This window comes from Actinomyces qiguomingii, from assembly GCF_004102025.1.
Lineage (GTDB): Bacteria > Actinomycetota > Actinomycetes > Actinomycetales > Actinomycetaceae > Actinomyces > Actinomyces qiguomingii.
In genome coordinates, this window is the sequence record NZ_CP025228.1 from 2,907,080 (window position 1) to 2,922,658 (window position 15,579).

The following is a 15,579-nucleotide window of genomic DNA, read 5'->3' on the forward strand; positions in this document are numbered from 1 at the left end:
GGATGATCCCTCAAAAACCGATAGTGGCAGCCAGGATATTTCGTCGACCCCGCGCGAGCGGGGATGATCCGCGAAGAACCCCGCCATGGTGGTGCCGTAGCCGGTCGACCCCGCGCGAGCGGGGATGATCCCGCCATCTCAATAACGTCATACTGTTCCTGGATGTCGACCCCGCGCGAGCGGGGATGATCCGACCATCAGTGTTAAGGTTTCCGAGGAAGACCTGTCGACCCCGCGCGAGCGGGGATGATCCCACGAATTCATTCATCGCGCTAGCGCTTGCCATGTCGACCCCGCGCGAGCGGGGATGATCCTCGGTCCCGCGGAACAGGGGACGATCAAGATCAGTCGACCCCGCGCGAGCGGGGATGATCCTCAACACAGAGCGTTATTGACATCCTTACGGAAGTCGACCCCGCGCGAGCGGGGATGATCCGAACGGATCGAATGCCATCACGATCACCGGTCCGTCGACCCCGCGCGAGCGGGGATGATCCCTGGACGCCGCCCTCAACGATCCCCGGATCACCGTCGACCCCGCGCGAGCGGGGATGATCCGCGGACTTTGACCGGCTCTACCGCGCTCTCCGCGTCGACCCCGCGCGAGCGGGGATGATCCTTCGGGTACAGGGTTAGGCCATTGTGATAGGGAGTCGACCCCGCGCGAGCGGGGATGATCCGTTCTACGGCGACCGGGCCGCCTGGGACCGGTAGTCGACCCCGCGCGAGCGGGGATGATCCGTTCGACTCTTCCCCGGCGGTCTGGTATAGCGAGTCGACCCCGCGCGAGCGGGGATGATCCGTTAGGGAAGCCCGGATTAAAGGAGAGCAGAATGTCGACCCCGCGCGAGCGGGGATGATCCTTGCTGGTAGAATTCGAAGCCGGCATATTAGCCGTCGACCCCGCGCGAGCGGGGATGATCCTACGCGAAGCGTACTCGGTAGACGCATTCGATCGTCGACCCCGCGCGAGCGGGGATGATCCCTGTCGGTTCCCAGGCCAATGGTGGCGGCGTATGTCGACCCCGCGCGAGCGGGGATGATCCTCGCAGCGCCTCTCAATGGTTAACGCTTTCAGAGTCGACCCCGCGCGAGCGGGGATGATCCCCGCTCGACCTCGCGGTCGGTGGCGGCGGCGGGGTCGACCCCGCGCGAGCGGGGATGATCCCCGCTCGACCTCGCGGTCGGTGGCGGCGGCGGGGTCGACCCCGCGCGAGCGGGGATGATCCGCCATCACCGGACGGACCGCACCTCAACTAACAGTCGACCCCGCGCGAGCGGGGATGATCCCATACGCCACCGACCAAAACACTCCGCCCAGAGGTCGACCCCGCGCGAGCGGGGATGATCCCTCGATGGTCGACGAAGTTGCCGAACCCCATGTGTCGACCCCGCGCGAGCGGGGATGATCCGCTCCGAATCGGTCGAGGCCGAGATCCGCCTTAGTCGACCCCGCGCGAGCGGGGATGATCCGCTTCCTGGGCTCTCTCCCGGATCGCCTCGGCCGTCGACCCCGCGCGAGCGGGGATGATCCCAGGCCCTCAAACTCGGCAAGGCCGTGGGCGTCGTCGACCCCGCGCGAGCGGGGATGATCCGCACCGGCCGCCTCGCAGGCAACCGTCAAACGCGTCGACCCCGCGCGAGCGGGGATGATCCGTCGCGTTCGGGGCGGCTGGCGTGATCCAACCTGTCGACCCCGCGCGAGCGGGGATGATCCGTCGCGTTCGGGCGGAAGGCGCGCGGTCAGGTGGCGTCGACCCCGCGCGAGCGGGGATGATCCGTCGCGTTCGGGGCGGCTGGCGTGATCCAACCTGTCGACCCCGCGCGAGCGGGGATGATCCGCCTGTCGCCCGGCGTGCACGGTACCAAATTCGGTCGACCCCGCGCGAGCGGGGATGATCCGTGTATAACTGGATGTCCATGACGCCAAGTAATGTCGACCCCGCGCGAGCGGGGATGATCCTTCGGCTTCGGCGGTCGCTCCGGCGCCGTTGACGTCGACCCCGCGCGAGCGGGGATGATCCAGCAACTCCGCACAGTCGATCGCCTAGCCCAGTGTCGACCCCGCGCGAGCGGGGATGATCCGCGCTCAAGGCCGCCGGGTACAGCGTCGAGGAGGTCGACCCCGCGCGAGCGGGGATGATCCTACAGCGTCGGCCTCGCCGTCATGTAGGCCGCGGTCGACCCCGCGCGAGCGGGGATGATCCTGTGTCGGGTTGTTATACAGATTGCGAATGCCAGTCGACCCCGCGCGAGCGGGGATGATCCGGCGGCCGAGGATCTCAACGGCGCTATCGAGAAGTCGACCCCGCGCGAGCGGGGATGATCCCAGAGGGGGCGCCGGGGATGGAACCGGCGCCCCGTCGACCCCGCGCGAGCGGGGATGATCCTCCGTCGGCCTCGGCCTCCAGGGCCTTAGCGGGGTCGACCCCGCGCGAGCGGGGATGATCCCGCTCCGTCGTCGACGGTCGCTTCCGGAGGCGTGTCGACCCCGCGCGAGCGGGGATGATCCCTCAGCCGAGCCCACATCAGCCAGGCCGAGATGGTCGACCCCGCGCGAGCGGGGATGATCCGCATACGTCCACACATGCGGGCGTAGTGCGACTGTCGACCCCGCGCGAGCGGGGATGATCCCGCGACCACCGGCTACCAGGACACGCCGTGGAAGTCGACCCCGCGCGAGCGGGGATGATCCCGCGAACGCGCTGGGGATTGCCTCCACTGGTAGGTCGACCCCGCGCGAGCGGGGATGATCCGTCGACGGCATTGTTGTCGACGCCAATTCTATGGTCGACCCCGCGCGAGCGGGGATGATCCTGGACCCAGCCGATAATGCTGTAGATTCCAGCGGTCGACCCCGCGCGAGCGGGGATGATCCCTGGCCGCGGCGCCGTGTAATCAATCTCACCCTGTCGACCCCGCGCGAGCGGGGATGATCCGGTCAGCGAGGAAGACCTCGAGTGGCTCAACACGTCGACCCCGCGCGAGCGGGGATGATCCTTCGTAGTCTCGCTCGAACTATCCGTATTCGCGCGTCGACCCCGCGCGAGCGGGGATGATCCGTCGGCGGCGGGCCGTAGGGTGATCCCGCTCGTGTCGACCCCGCGCGAGCGGGGATGATCCGGCTATCCGCAAATACACGGGTGAGTTGAAGTTGTCGACCCCGCGCGAGCGGGGATGATCCGTTGAAGGCTCAGAATTTTGATCTGTTGATGGCGTCGACCCCGCGCGAGCGGGGATGATCCCACGAATTTGTTCATCGCGCTAGCGCTTGCCATGTCGACCCCGCGCGAGCGGGGATGATCCTGACGTTCGGATTGTCAGTATGGCTATGGACGAGTCGACCCCGCGCGAGCGGGGATGATCCGGAGAGCGCCCGGCGAGGAACGCTGCTACGGCTGTCGACCCCGCGCGAGCGGGGATGATCCCATAGCCATCTGCTTGCAGTTCCTTCAGCACGCGTCGACCCCGCGCGAGCGGGGATGATCCTCTTGAATCTGCTTGCCCGTCGACGATTTCAACGTCGACCCCGCGCGAGCGGGGATGATCCTCGAGATGGAGGATGCGCAAGACGCGTTTTGGGGTCGACCCCGCGCGAGCGGGGATGATCCGGTGCACTGTGATGCGCGGTGGTTTATCGAGGGGTCGACCCCGCGCGAGCGGGGATGATCCGACGCCTTTTGGGCCACCGTCTGGGAGTTTTTCGTCGACCCCGCGCGAGCGGGGATGATCCGGAGAGGGCTCGGCGCGGAACATTGCTACGACTGTCGACCCCGCGCGAGCGGGGATGATCCCTGAAATGCGTGACGTGCTGTACTGCTTCTGGAGTCGACCCCGCGCGAGCGGGGATGATCCTAATTGCAACATTGGCGTCGGTCGCCACTGCGTGTCGACCCCGCGCGAGCGGGGATGATCCGCACGTGAAGCGGAGACTGGGCACCCGCCGCGAGTCGACCCCGCGCGAGCGGGGATGATCCCGCGTTGTACCGGACGGCGGACATCGCCTACGAGTCGACCCCGCGCGAGCGGGGATGATCCGGAGCGGGCCACTGTACCCGGCACATTTAGTACAGTCGACCCCGCGCGAGCGGGGATGATCCCCCTCCCTACGGCGAGGGTGAGTGGGTGGAAGTCGACCCCGCGCGAGCGGGGATGATCCCCGTTCCATGCTTCCCATCCTATCGTGCTATACGTCGACCCCGCGCGAGCGGGGATGATCCGGCCGGCGTCGACTACGAGACAGTCGACCTGTCGTCGACCCCGCGCGAGCGGGGATGATCCGCCTGCTGGGCTCTCTCCCGGATCGCCTCGGCCGTCGACCCCGCGCGAGCGGGGATGATCCGCTCGCCCGCGGATACAGCGCACCAAGTGGGGAGTCGACCCCGCGCGAGCGGGGATGATCCCTGACCCGGCGGCGTCTCAGTGAATGGCCTACCGTCGACCCCGCGCGAGCGGGGATGATCCGTGAATTCAGATCGGGTACCTTCACGTGCCAGTGTCGACCCCGCGCGAGCGGGGATGATCCGCAGGACACGCAGGCTGGCGGTGTCGCTCTGGAGGTCGACCCCGCGCGAGCGGGGATGATCCCGCTGGCGTCTGCCCATCGTCATCCAGCACCTCGTCGACCCCGCGCGAGCGGGGATGATCCATACAGTGCTGACCGCGACCCGCAATCGGACACCGTCGACCCCGCGCGAGCGGGGATGATCCGGAACATGTCGACGGTCTCGAAACCGATTTCCCGTCGACCCCGCGCGAGCGGGGATGATCCTCGCTCAATCGAAAGGGGAACATCATGAGCGAGGTCGACCCCGCGCGAGCGGGGATGATCCGGTGATGTGGATTGGCTGATCATTGAACTCTGCGTCGACCCCGCGCGAGCGGGGATGATCCCACGGCCACCGGCTACCAGGACACGCCGTGGAAGTCGACCCCGCGCGAGCGGGGATGATCCCCGGCCCAGCTCAAACCGGTCGTGCCAGCGGTCGTCGACCCCGCGCGAGCGGGGATGATCCTCAGTCATGGGGTCACGCCTCCGGCATCGCGTCGTCGACCCCGCGCGAGCGGGGATGATCCTTCCTCGCCAGCGCCTGAGAGGAGAAGCTATGGGTCGACCCCGCGCGAGCGGGGATGATCCGGTGATCTCGTCTCGGGCCTGCCGGTTGGCGGGGTCGACCCCGCGCGAGCGGGGATGATCCCCCGCCGAACACGTCCGCGACCAGCCCCACAGGGTCGACCCCGCGCGAGCGGGGATGATCCCTACGCCACGCCTTCGCGACCGAGCTCCTCGCCGTCGACCCCGCGCGAGCGGGGATGATCCTCGTGAGGGGCGCCTGCACCTGCACGTGGACGCGTCGACCCCGCGCGAGCGGGGATGATCCTAATGTTCGATGCGGCGTAGTTCGATAGTAAAAGTCGACCCCGCGCGAGCGGGGATGATCCGCAAAATATTTGTAGTTGGCCTGAGCGGCCCGAAGTCGACCCCGCGCGAGCGGGGATGATCCCGCGAGGCCCGGCTTCTCGGCGCCCCATAGGGCGTCGACCCCGCGCGAGCGGGGATGATCCCGCGAGGCCCGGCTTCTCGGCGCCCCATAGGGCGTCGACCCCGCGCGAGCGGGGATGATCCTGACGCCCGATATGGCTATGGCAGCTCCGACGAGGTCGACCCCGCGCGAGCGGGGATGATCCACCGGTCGAAAAAGAACACCCCACCCGCCAGCCGGTCGACCCCGCGCGAGCGGGGATGATCCGTGCTGGTAGGGCTGGTCGACGTCGGCGACGCTGTCGACCCCGCGCGAGCGGGGATGATCCTGCCCTAGGAGGTCACGTAGTGCGGCGAACACCGTCGACCCCGCGCGAGCGGGGATGATCCGGCCCATAACACTCAGCCTGTAAGCGCGTTAGGGTCGACCCCGCGCGAGCGGGGATGATCCGTTGAGCGTGGTGGTCGTGGTCGTGGTCATTGCGTCGACCCCGCGCGAGCGGGGATGATCCGTGCTTTCCGGCGCGCAAGCGCTGCCGGCTCGCGTCGACCCCGCGCGAGCGGGGATGATCCGTCGAAGATCGTGGTCTGCCGGCCTTGCTGGTGGTCGACCCCGCGCGAGCGGGGATGATCCGGGTGTAGGCCACGTCCGCCTGGTCGTCGGCGAGTCGACCCCGCGCGAGCGGGGATGATCCGCTGCGGGGGTAGCGGGGATCAGCTCCGACAGCGTCGACCCCGCGCGAGCGGGGATGATCCGCGATCGGGCGGGCGCAGATTGGGGATGCCGCTGTCGACCCCGCGCGAGCGGGGATGATCCCCGAGACCGGGGACTCGGCGGCCGGCGTGAGGGGTCGACCCCGCGCGAGCGGGGATGATCCCACGACCACCGTGCCCGGGGGGCTGGTGTGGGAGTCGACCCCGCGCGAGCGGGGATGATCCCGCGGCCTCCACGTCAGCGTCCTCGGCGTCAAGGTCGACCCCGCGCGAGCGGGGATGATCCGTTGGTGCGCGCCGAGTACCGCCGCGCCCACGCGTCGACCCCGCGCGAGCGGGGATGATCCGCTCATCTGCGCGACGGCCCCGGCCCGCAGTAGGTCGACCCCGCGCGAGCGGGGATGATCCGTTGGTGCGCGCCGAGTACCGCCGCGCCCACGCGTCGACCCCGCGCGAGCGGGGATGATCCGCTCATCTGCGCGACGGCCCCGGCCCGCAGTAGGTCGACCCCGCGCGAGCGGGGATGATCCGCTGATTTCGGCGGCCGTCCGTATTATCGGCAAGTCGACCCCGCGCGAGCGGGGATGATCCCCCTGGGCCACACACCCCGAGCTACGCCTCGACGTCGACCCCGCGCGAGCGGGGATGATCCGGTGGTGCCGGCCTCGAAGGTGAGGGCGGCGGTGTCGACCCCGCGCGAGCGGGGATGATCCGGCCGCATAACCCAAACGGTTGACACCCGAGAGGTCGACCCCGCGCGAGCGGGGATGATCCGCGCCTGCTGATGGAGGCCAGCGACCGATACAGGTCGACCCCGCGCGAGCGGGGATGATCCCCCGGCGGCCCTCACCGCCCGGGGAGGCAGCCGGTCGACCCCGCGCGGGCGGGGATGATCCGCCCGCCTCACATTCACCGCCCCCACCCCCAACGTCGACCCCGCGCGAGCGGGGATGATCCCCCCGCGGTAGCGGGGATGGCCCGGTGTATTAGGTCGACCCCGCGCGAGCGGGGATGATCCGAAATGCCTGAGGGGCTGTGGGTGGGACGCATGGTCGACCCCGCGCGAGCGGGGATGATCCGATGACCGGAAGACCCTCTTCGACCTGACGAAAGTCGACCCCGCGCGAGCGGGGATGATCCCGGGAAGTCGACGTTCGCGCAGGTGCTCAGCTTGTCGACCCCGCGCGAGCGGGGATGATCCGCGCGACGGTTTCCAGTGGCCACCGCGCCGCTGGTCGACCCCGCGCGAGCGGGGATGATCCTACCATGGTCTGACCTGCGCTTCGCAGCTTGTTGTCGACCCCGCGCGAGCGGGGATGATCCGTCTGGTGTGGCCCCTCAGCGGATGAACACGGCGTCGACCCCGCGCGAGCGGGGATGATCCGCCCGATCTGGACAAGCTGGCGCGCGCGGTCGGGTCGACCCCGCGCGAGCGGGGATGATCCCCGGATGGGTTTTCCGGCGCGGCGGATGCGGACGTCGACCCCGCGCGAGCGGGGATGATCCGGCTCTTCCATAGGCCGACGTGGTAGGTAGCTCGTCGACCCCGCGCGAGCGGGGATGATCCCGTGGGAGAGGGCGCAGACCGTCTACCTGCGCTGTCGACCCCGCGCGAGCGGGGATGATCCGGAGACTCCAATGACTTTCTCGATGAGCCGCCGGTCGACCCCGCGCGAGCGGGGATGATCCGAGAGTGCAGGGACCAACTGGGCGGGAGTGCCCGTCGACCCCGCGCGAGCGGGGATGATCCCACCACTGAGGTTACCCTGCAACTAGACGTTTGGTCGACCCCGCGCGAGCGGGGATGATCCGCTCGGCGGACAGTCGATGAGCACGGCGTCGTAGTCGACCCCGCGCGAGCGGGGATGATCCCCGCAAGTTCCGGGCGCTGATGCGCCGGGGCCGGTCGACCCCGCGCGAGCGGGGATGATCCGGGTGGCGATCTCATCATCCGCCGAATAGCTGGGTCGACCCCGCGCGAGCGGGGATGATCCCGCAGCCATGGAGGACCTGGGCGTGACCGTGACGTCGACCCCGCGCGAGCGGGGATGATCCGAAAAAACGGCTGCCAGCAGTCGCATTGCCGGCGTCGATCCCGCGCGAGCGGGGATGATCCTCCTGGAAGAACGCCGTCGGCCCGGCCATGGGCGTCGACCCCGCGCGAGCGGGGATGATCCCGCGCTGTCGTCGACGATCCAGTTTGGTGTCCAGTCGACCCCGCGCGAGCGGGGATGATCCCTGCTGGGCCGCTGCGCCCCGGCTGTGCCAGTTGTCGACCCCGCGCGAGCGGGGATGATCCGAGGGAGCCGAGCCTGACCCGGACGCCTACCAGGTCGACCCCGCGCGAGCGGGGATGATCCGACCGGCCTCGTCCCCGCTGTCGTACAGCCGGTGTCGACCCCGCGCGAGCGGGGATGATCCCTGGGCCGGCGAACGATCATCCTCATTCAACCTGTCGACCCCGCGCGAGCGGGGATGATCCCGAGTTCGGCTCCATGGCTGAGCTAGCGGCCGAGTCGACCCCGCGCGAACGGAGATGGTCCCACCTCCCACATGCACAGGATGATTCACTTCCGACTGCACCCACCGCCACCGATGCTTCACTCACTCTTGCCCGAACCAGTCCTCTAAGCCGTCTGGAGCTCCGGCCCAGGCCAGCGCCTCCCCCATTTCGTCCGGCCGCAGCAGAATCCGATGAAAGGCATCGGCCACCCGAGCGCACTGCACCTCATCCGCCACTCCGGTGACAACCAGGTGGCATCGCGGCCCGTCTGCATCACCTAGAGACCCTCCGATCGGCGTAACGGTTGGTTCATTCACCTCAGTCGTCTCCCTACGCGGCGCCGCATCCCAGGCCCCGGCGTCGCCCACGCTGACCACGCCGCCGGCGACTTCCCAAGTGCACACGCGCCCAGGACGGCTGGGAAGCCAGAAGCAGCCGCGGGCGAGCAGACCGCGTCCGGCCAGGTCAGCGACGAACTCGCGCAGCCGCCCGGGGTGGAAGGGCAGCTCGGAGGACAGGTCCAAAGTGCGCACGCCGTGCTCGTCGGGCCCGCCCCACGCCCTGATGGTGGCTGGGTGCACGCGCTCGAGCGCCGAATCAACGTCGTGTCTAATGCTCAACAACTCGGAAAGCAACGGTGCATCCAGGCCCGGCAGGAGCAGTGTGTCGTGCGGGCGCAGATGTTCCACCAGATCGTGGCCAACCAGGTCCTCGCCGATGGTTACGACCACGTCCGCATACCCGATGGCGACCATGTGGATCTCACCGCTGCAGCGCCTGTCGTCTCCGTAGGCGTCACCAGCCAACTCCGCCAACGGCCGGTGTTCCAACAGGTTCTCCTCAGCGGAGTCGACATCAATAATATGTGCAATTCCAGCCAGAGCTACCCCCGGTACGAGTTCTAGCTCCTCAGCCAGACCGGGAACCAGGTGGACCAGTTCGATTCCGACGGGAAGCAGGATGACGGTGGTTCCATCCGGTTCAATTCTGGCGCGATCCTCGCCGACGGCGACCAGCACCTCTCGCAGCGAGCAGGTCCAGCAGTCTTTCGAACGCGGAATGTCGATCACCGATGTGGTACGGCAGGCGGTCCCGACGGAGCCGAGTGGCCATGCAGCGGTCAGCCGCACCACTCCGTGTTCTCCTTGCCCAGGAATGAGACTCGCCTGTATGACGAGCGCCCCTTCACCGTGAAGAGCGAGAGCTATCAGGTCGAGCAGCAACGGGTCGACGGCGCTTATGAGCGTGAGGCAGTGCACGGAACCTCCAGTTGACGACAATGAGAATCGTTCGCATATAGTGCCTCTCATGAGCCGTTACTGCCAAGTCACGGGCGCCCGTCCGGTCACCGGGTACTCGATCTCACACTCCCACCGCCGCTCCAAGCGCCGGTGGCTGCCCAATCTGCAGACCAAACGTTACTGGGTGCCCTCCCTGGGGCGGACGGTCAAGCTGAGGGTCAGCGCCAAGGGCATCAAGATCATCGATCAGGTGGGCATCGACGTCGTCGTCGCGAGGATGCGCGCTAGAGGGGAGCGAGTCTGATGGCCGGCGTCAAGGCCAGGGATCTGCGTCCGGTCATCAAGCTGGTCTCTACCGCCGGCACCGGATACACCTACGTCACCCGCAAAAACCGCCGCAACACGCCTGAGCGTCTGATCCTGCGCAAATACGATCCGGTGGTTCGCCGTCATGTCGAATTCAAGGAGTCCCGCTGATGGCCAAGAAATCCAAACTCGCCGCCGATGCGCGCCGGCGTCGGACTGTAGCCCGTTACGCCGAGCGACGGGCGGAGTTGAAACGGGCGAGCGTCAACCCCGCCCTTAGCGAGGAAGCGCGTCGCGCGGCCATGACCGCCTTGCACGCACTTCCCCGCGACGCCTCTCCCACCCGACTGCGCAACCGCGACGCCGTGGACGGGCGCCCCCGCGGGTTCATCCGCAAGGCGGGAGTGAGCCGCGTCCGATTCCGGGAGATGGCGCTGCGCGGAGAGCTTCCCGGCATCACCAAGTCCTCCTGGTAGATCCTCAACCTATCGCTCAGAACAACGAAGGAGCTGCTGCATGCGCCCAGGAATCCACCCCGACTACCACCCGGTGGTCTTTCGCGATAAGTCCGCCGACTTTGCCTTCCTCACACGTTCAACCATTACGTCGCCCCACACCATCCAATGGGAAGACGGCAACAGCTACCCGTTGGTAGACGTCGACATCTCCAGCGCCTCACACCCGTTCTGGACCGGAAAGGGCCGCATCATGGATACGGCCGGCCGGGTGGAGAAGTTCCAGAGGCGCTATGGCAAACGCTCCCACTGACATCGTCACAAACACCGAAAGGGGACTCCATGAAGGTCCGCGCCTCCATCCGCTCACTCGCCAAGCAACCGGGCAGCAAGGTCGTGCGCCGTCGCGGCCATACCTATGTCATCAACAAAAAGAACCCGCGTTTCAAGGCCCGTCAGCGCTAAGCACAAGCCGCGGGACGGAACGCGAAAACGGGCTCTTCCGGGTTTCGGGGTATGGGGTGGTGTCTGGGGTGTGCGTCTGCTGGTGGTTGGGCTGACTGGCTGGCTGCTTGGAGTGGCTGCGCGTAGTTGGGTCGCCTCAGAAGCATTCTTGGGTGGTCCAACGGGACAAGTGCGGTCCGACTGCAGGGATGCGGGCCAGGTAGGGGCGGGGCAGGCGAGGATGCCCCGGTGCTCGAGGTGTCCAGTATCGGCGTAAGTGACTCTGGCCAAGCCGCTGGTCGTGGGTAGGGTGCTGGAGTCACGCGGTTTTAGCAACCGCCCCGGCGGTTGCTGGCGGCGTTTGTGCTGAATTTGGACCTTCGGCTCTGTGCCGGTGCGCCCGGACGCACCGCCCACCCCCGGCTGGCATCAGACCGGCCGGCATGAAGCCCGCCGGCACGAAGCTCGCTGGCACTACTCCCGCCGGCGTCACTCCGGCCGCCATGAAATCCGCTGGCGCTCTATTCGCCGGGCGGCCCGTCGGGTCGTCAGCTCCCACCTAGCTCACAAGCGTCCTCAAACTGGGAGAACTGGTTAATGAGCTTGCTGGTGTTTGCGGGGCGGCGGTGTGCTGGTGGCCGTGGCCCGGGGGCGTCTACTACACCGGTTCGTGCTCTACTACTCCGGTTAGGCGTCCACTACGCCGGTTAGGTGTCTGCTGAAGGGTTCGGGAGCCTTCAACATAGGTCTAACAGGAGTAGTAGACGCCGAAGGGGCGTACCCAACGCCGGCCCCGCACCGGCCCTGCACCGGCCCCGCACCGGCCCGGTGCTTCCGGTGCGTGCCTGACTTGCCGCACCGCCCCAAGGGCCCGCGCACCCTATGCGTCAATGCGCCAAGCCCCACTCACCCTGAGCCAGGAGGTGGTGTCGACACCGCGCAGACCACCACCGTTGCCATGGCCCGCCCTGAGTGCGCAAGCGCTCAAGATGACACGGCGGCCCCCAGCGTTCCCACTTGCGCAGCGCAAACCGGAATGCCGATCCTTGAAGCCCATCCGCGCAGCAAGCCAACCTGGCGCCTTGCCGGGAGATCACCAGCACACCCGGCCATCCGCGCGCTCAGACCAGCGGTTCACGCCTTAGCCCGACAACTCGTGCACTGACGTCTACCAATCGCTACCTGCCGCGACGACTCGCGGAGCAAGCGCACAAACCGTCACCGTTCATAGCAAACTACTACCACTACCAGACAAACCCACACCAGAACGCACCAACTCTCCACCCCGCAACGACCTCTCCAACAGCCTGACAGCGCCTAAATGTCCTCACGGACCCGAACGACCACCCCACCCAGAACCACCACACCCTTGAACTGCAAGAGCTGAAAACAGACCGAGACCACCGGTTTTCCGGCCCCGTCTTCGTAGCATGGCAACCTTGGAGCCCCGAGCGTACGCTCGGGGCATGCGGCCTTCCCCTCCCGTCCTGATTGTCCTCGGCGGGCTGCCCGCCACCGGGAAGTCCACCGTGGCTCGCGAACTCAACCGCGACGGCGCTCTGTCCTACGTTCGAATCGACTCAATCGAGCAGGCATTGCACGCTTCCGGCGAGATGGGCAACGGCGGCGTCCAGGGCGCCGGGTACGCCGTGGGTTACGCCGTGGCGGGCGATCTGCTGGACGGCGGAAACGACGTTCTTGCCGAGTGCGTCAACCCGTTGCCAGTAACCCGCGACGCGTGGCGGGAGACCGCCCGGGCTCACAATGCGGTTCTGATCGAGGTCGAACTGCTCTGCTCCGATCCCGCTATTCACCGCGAACGCGCCGAGAGCCGCGACGTCGACATACCCGGCCTAGAGGTGCCCGATTGGCAGGCAATACGGGCACGCGAGTACCACCCGTGGGACGACGCCGGCGTGCTGCGCATCGACACCGTCGAAACCAGTCCGCAGGATGCCGCCGCGGCTATCCGCGCCGCCGTAAGCGCCGCCTCGATCTGTTGACCCGCCCGCCACCCGTCCCCTCCCCCGAGCCATCCGCCCGGGCGCGGGCCCGGCGTGTGCGCCCGTGCGCCCTCGGATGAAGGTTCGTCACTTCGCATGACAGTTCGTCACTTAGCGTGACGGTTCGTCACTTGGCAACAGCGCTTCGGCACTTCCGGCGACGGTACGTACCTCTGGGTGCCGAACCGTCACAACAAGGTACGAACCGTCGACCACAACGTACGAACCGTCGAGCCAAGGTACGAACCGTCGCGCCAGATCCACCACGGACACCAAGACGCCACCCACCACCTCGGCACGTCACAAGTGCCGGTCTCAGCGTGTAACAAGTGCCGGTCTCAGCGGACAACCCGCCCCGCCCAGCCCAGCCGCGCACGCACCCGCCAACCCAGACACACACGCCACCACCCGATGAACCACCACACCCCCAAACCGGAAGAGCCCCATTACCCCGCCTCCGCCGCGCCCGGCTACCCTCCTGCCATGACCACGTCCGCCCCCACCGCGCCCGCTGACGCCCGCCACCTCGTCCTGACCCTGTCCTGCCCCGACCGCCCCGGCATCGTCAACGCCGTCTCCGGCGCGCTGGCCCGGCGCGGCGGAAACATCACCGAGTCCAAGCAGTTCGGCGACGAGGTCTCCGGCCTGTTCTTCATGCGCGTGCAAGTGCAGACCACTGTGGCGCGTGAGGAGTTGGAGAAGGACCTGGCCGAACTCGCCCGCACCTACTCCATGACCTGGTCGCTGGATGAGGTCGGTCGCCCCATGCGCACCCTGATCATGGTCTCCAAGGAGGGTCACTGCCTGACCGACCTGCTCTTCCGCGCCCGCAGCCAGGGCCTGCCGATCGACGTCGTCGGCGTGGTCGGCAATCATGAAATTCTGCAGCCGGTGGCCGACTTCTACGGGGTCCCCTTCCACCACATCCCGGTCACCAAGGAGACCAAGACCGACGCCGAGGCGCAGTTACTGGAGCTGGTGGACTCCCTGGAGGTTGAGCTGGTGGTGCTGGCCCGCTACATGCAGATCCTCTCCCCCGCCCTGTGCGAGCGTCTCCACGGTGGGGTGATCAACATCCACCACTCGTTCCTGCCGAGCTTCAAGGGCGCCAATCCCTACCGGCAGGCACACGAGCGCGGCGTGAAGCTGATCGGCGCCACCGCCCACTACGTCACTCCCGACCTGGATGAGGGACCCATCATCGAGCAGGACGTCACCCGCGCCGGCCACGAGGACTCCGTGGATATGCTGCGGGCCAAGGGGCAGGACGTCGAGCGGCGGGTGCTGGCTCAGGCAGTGCGCTGGCACGCCGAGCACCGGGTGCTGCTCAACGGTCACCGCACCGTCGTCTTCGCCTGACGCCCACGCCCATCCCCCGGCACGGTTTTTCCTGACGCCTCTTGTGCCCGCACGGCGACGGAGAAACACTGCCGCCGTGTCCGCGCCCCTCGTCCTGAGTCTGCTCGCCGCACTCGCCACCGCCATGATCGCCGGTTTCCTGGTCATGTACTGCCTGACGATCGGCGGCTTCTTCAGCCATATGGTGCGCACCGGCCGGATCGAGGAGCTGCAGCGCCATTACGCGCCCTTCCGACGTCGCACCCACCTGAAGACGGTCTATGCCGCGGCCATGCTCATCCAGTTTCTCACAGCCGCGGCGGCGCTCGCCGCCGGCTGGCACGCGCCCCTGACCGGTCGCGTCCTCGGCGTGGTCGCCCTGCCCCTGCTGCTGGTCGCCCACCGGCTGACCGGCTTCACCGAGCCGGAGGAGACGCTGGTCTCCGGCCGGCCGATCTCCGCCGACGCCGCCGCCCGCTACCTGCGCCTGAACCTGCCGCTGCACGCCCTGTACGCCTGCTTCTACACGTTGGCGGCGGCCTGGATGCTCGTCGAGCTCGTGCGCCTGTGACCCGCCTGCCGCGCCCTCAGGAGCGCCGGTGCGTCAGCCGATTGAGCCGCTCGGTCATCACCAGGCCCAGCAGAGCCAGGGCCAGGAGGTAGAAGGGCAGTAGCCGCAGGCCGACCCGGCCGGAGAGGATTCCGAACAACGGCGGCATGATGGTGGTCCCCGTATAGGCGGCCGCCATCTGGATGCCGATGAGCGCCGCACCGGCGGCCCCTAGGAGGAAGCCGCCGCGGATCAGTGCCCGGTCCCCGACCCGGTCGGCGAATAACCCGGACAGGAAGCGGCCCGCGGTCAGTCCCAGAATGAACAGGGCGCCGAAGGATGCCGCCGCGGAGGCGTCCAAGCCCCGGTCGGAGACGAAGAAGGTCGCGCTCCACAGCATGGCCGTCTGCTCGAAGGCGCAGTAGGCGAAGAATGCGAGCGGGATGGAGGGCACCCCGGGGATGCGCCGCGGCCGTCATCGCCACGCTCACGGTGGTGACCAGCCCCGCCCCGAAGCGTCGGGTCAACCGCTCGGAGGCCAGG

General features: G+C 67.9%; 11 protein-coding genes and 1 CRISPR repeat array (1 of these 12 running past the window's edge). Of the genes, 9 read left to right on the forward strand and 2 right to left on the reverse strand.

Annotated elements, in window-relative coordinates:
- Positions 1-8,739: direct repeats of the CRISPR family, unit length 28 nt; unit sequence GTCGACCCCGCGCGAGCGGGGATGATCC (it extends 508 nt beyond the left edge of the window).
- A 61-nt stretch (positions 8,740-8,800) separates the two neighbouring features.
- Positions 8,801-9,829 (reverse strand): GTP-binding protein, encoded by a 1,029-nt coding sequence (locus CWT10_RS12270; protein ID WP_233188016.1) that lies wholly within the window; start codon positions 9,827-9,829, stop codon positions 8,801-8,803.
- Positions 9,830-9,835: 6 nt separating this feature from the next.
- On the opposite strand from CWT10_RS12270, the gene CWT10_RS17455 reads away from it, so the two are divergent.
- From CWT10_RS17455 to CWT10_RS12310, 9 genes are all read left to right on the forward strand, one after another.
- Positions 9,836-9,973, forward strand: a complete 138-nt coding sequence (locus CWT10_RS17455; RefSeq protein WP_233188015.1) for a hypothetical protein — start codon at positions 9,836-9,838, stop codon at positions 9,971-9,973.
- Positions 9,974-10,007: 34 nt separating this feature from the next.
- Positions 10,008-10,244: a 50S ribosomal protein L28 gene (gene rpmB / locus CWT10_RS12275; protein WP_103062050.1), complete on the forward strand. Its 237-nt coding sequence runs from the start codon at positions 10,008-10,010 to the stop codon at positions 10,242-10,244.
- On the forward strand, positions 10,244-10,417 hold the full coding sequence (gene rpmG / locus CWT10_RS12280) for a 50S ribosomal protein L33 (RefSeq protein ID WP_103062049.1): 174 nt from the start codon (positions 10,244-10,246) through the stop codon (positions 10,415-10,417). Before rpmB ends, rpmG begins: the two co-directional genes overlap by 1 nt.
- Positions 10,417-10,722, forward strand: coding sequence for a 30S ribosomal protein S14 (rpsN, locus tag CWT10_RS12285; protein ID WP_103062048.1), 306 nt, complete (start codon positions 10,417-10,419; stop codon positions 10,720-10,722). Before rpmG ends, rpsN begins: the two co-directional genes overlap by 1 nt.
- 40 nt (positions 10,723-10,762) lie before the next feature.
- Positions 10,763-11,014, forward strand: a complete 252-nt coding sequence (locus CWT10_RS12290; RefSeq protein WP_103062047.1) for a type B 50S ribosomal protein L31 — start codon at positions 10,763-10,765, stop codon at positions 11,012-11,014.
- Between the two features lie 29 nt (positions 11,015-11,043).
- Positions 11,044-11,166: a type B 50S ribosomal protein L36 gene (gene ykgO / locus CWT10_RS12295; RefSeq protein ID WP_103062046.1), complete on the forward strand. Its 123-nt coding sequence runs from the start codon at positions 11,044-11,046 to the stop codon at positions 11,164-11,166.
- A gap of 1,445 nt (positions 11,167-12,611) precedes the next feature.
- Positions 12,612-13,148: a P-loop nucleotide/nucleoside kinase family protein gene (locus CWT10_RS12300; protein ID WP_103062304.1), complete on the forward strand. Its 537-nt coding sequence runs from the start codon at positions 12,612-12,614 to the stop codon at positions 13,146-13,148.
- Between the two features lie 483 nt (positions 13,149-13,631).
- A complete protein-coding gene (gene purU / locus CWT10_RS12305; RefSeq protein WP_103063191.1) occupies positions 13,632-14,507 on the forward strand; it encodes a formyltetrahydrofolate deformylase in 876 nt (291 codons plus the stop codon).
- Positions 14,508-14,583: 76 nt separating this feature from the next.
- Positions 14,584-15,057 carry a hypothetical protein gene (locus CWT10_RS12310; RefSeq protein ID WP_233188161.1) on the forward strand — a complete coding sequence of 158 codons (474 nt, stop codon included), beginning with the start codon at positions 14,584-14,586 and terminating at the stop codon, positions 15,055-15,057.
- Between the two features lie 16 nt (positions 15,058-15,073).
- Here the strand turns inward: CWT10_RS12310 and CWT10_RS17460 are convergent, their stop codons facing one another.
- Positions 15,074-15,490, reverse strand: coding sequence for a hypothetical protein (locus tag CWT10_RS17460; protein ID WP_233188162.1), 417 nt, complete (start codon positions 15,488-15,490; stop codon positions 15,074-15,076).
- Positions 15,491-15,579: the final 89 nt, after the last annotated feature.

Bases quoted from the DNA above. Each gene is read 5' to 3' on its own strand.
- rpmB (WP_103062050.1), top strand. From the start codon at position 10,008: ATGAGCCGTTACTGCCAAGTCACGGGCGCCCGTCCGGTCACCGGGTAC.
- rpmG (WP_103062049.1), top strand. From the start codon at position 10,244: ATGGCCGGCGTCAAGGCCAGGGATCTGCGTCCGGTCATCAAGCTGGTC.
- rpsN (WP_103062048.1), top strand. From the start codon at position 10,417: ATGGCCAAGAAATCCAAACTCGCCGCCGATGCGCGCCGGCGTCGGACT.
- CWT10_RS12290 (WP_103062047.1), top strand. From the start codon at position 10,763: ATGCGCCCAGGAATCCACCCCGACTACCACCCGGTGGTCTTTCGCGAT.
- ykgO (WP_103062046.1), top strand. From the start codon at position 11,044: ATGAAGGTCCGCGCCTCCATCCGCTCACTCGCCAAGCAACCGGGCAGC.
- CWT10_RS12300 (WP_103062304.1), top strand. From the start codon at position 12,612: ATGCGGCCTTCCCCTCCCGTCCTGATTGTCCTCGGCGGGCTGCCCGCC.
- purU (WP_103063191.1), top strand. From the start codon at position 13,632: ATGACCACGTCCGCCCCCACCGCGCCCGCTGACGCCCGCCACCTCGTC.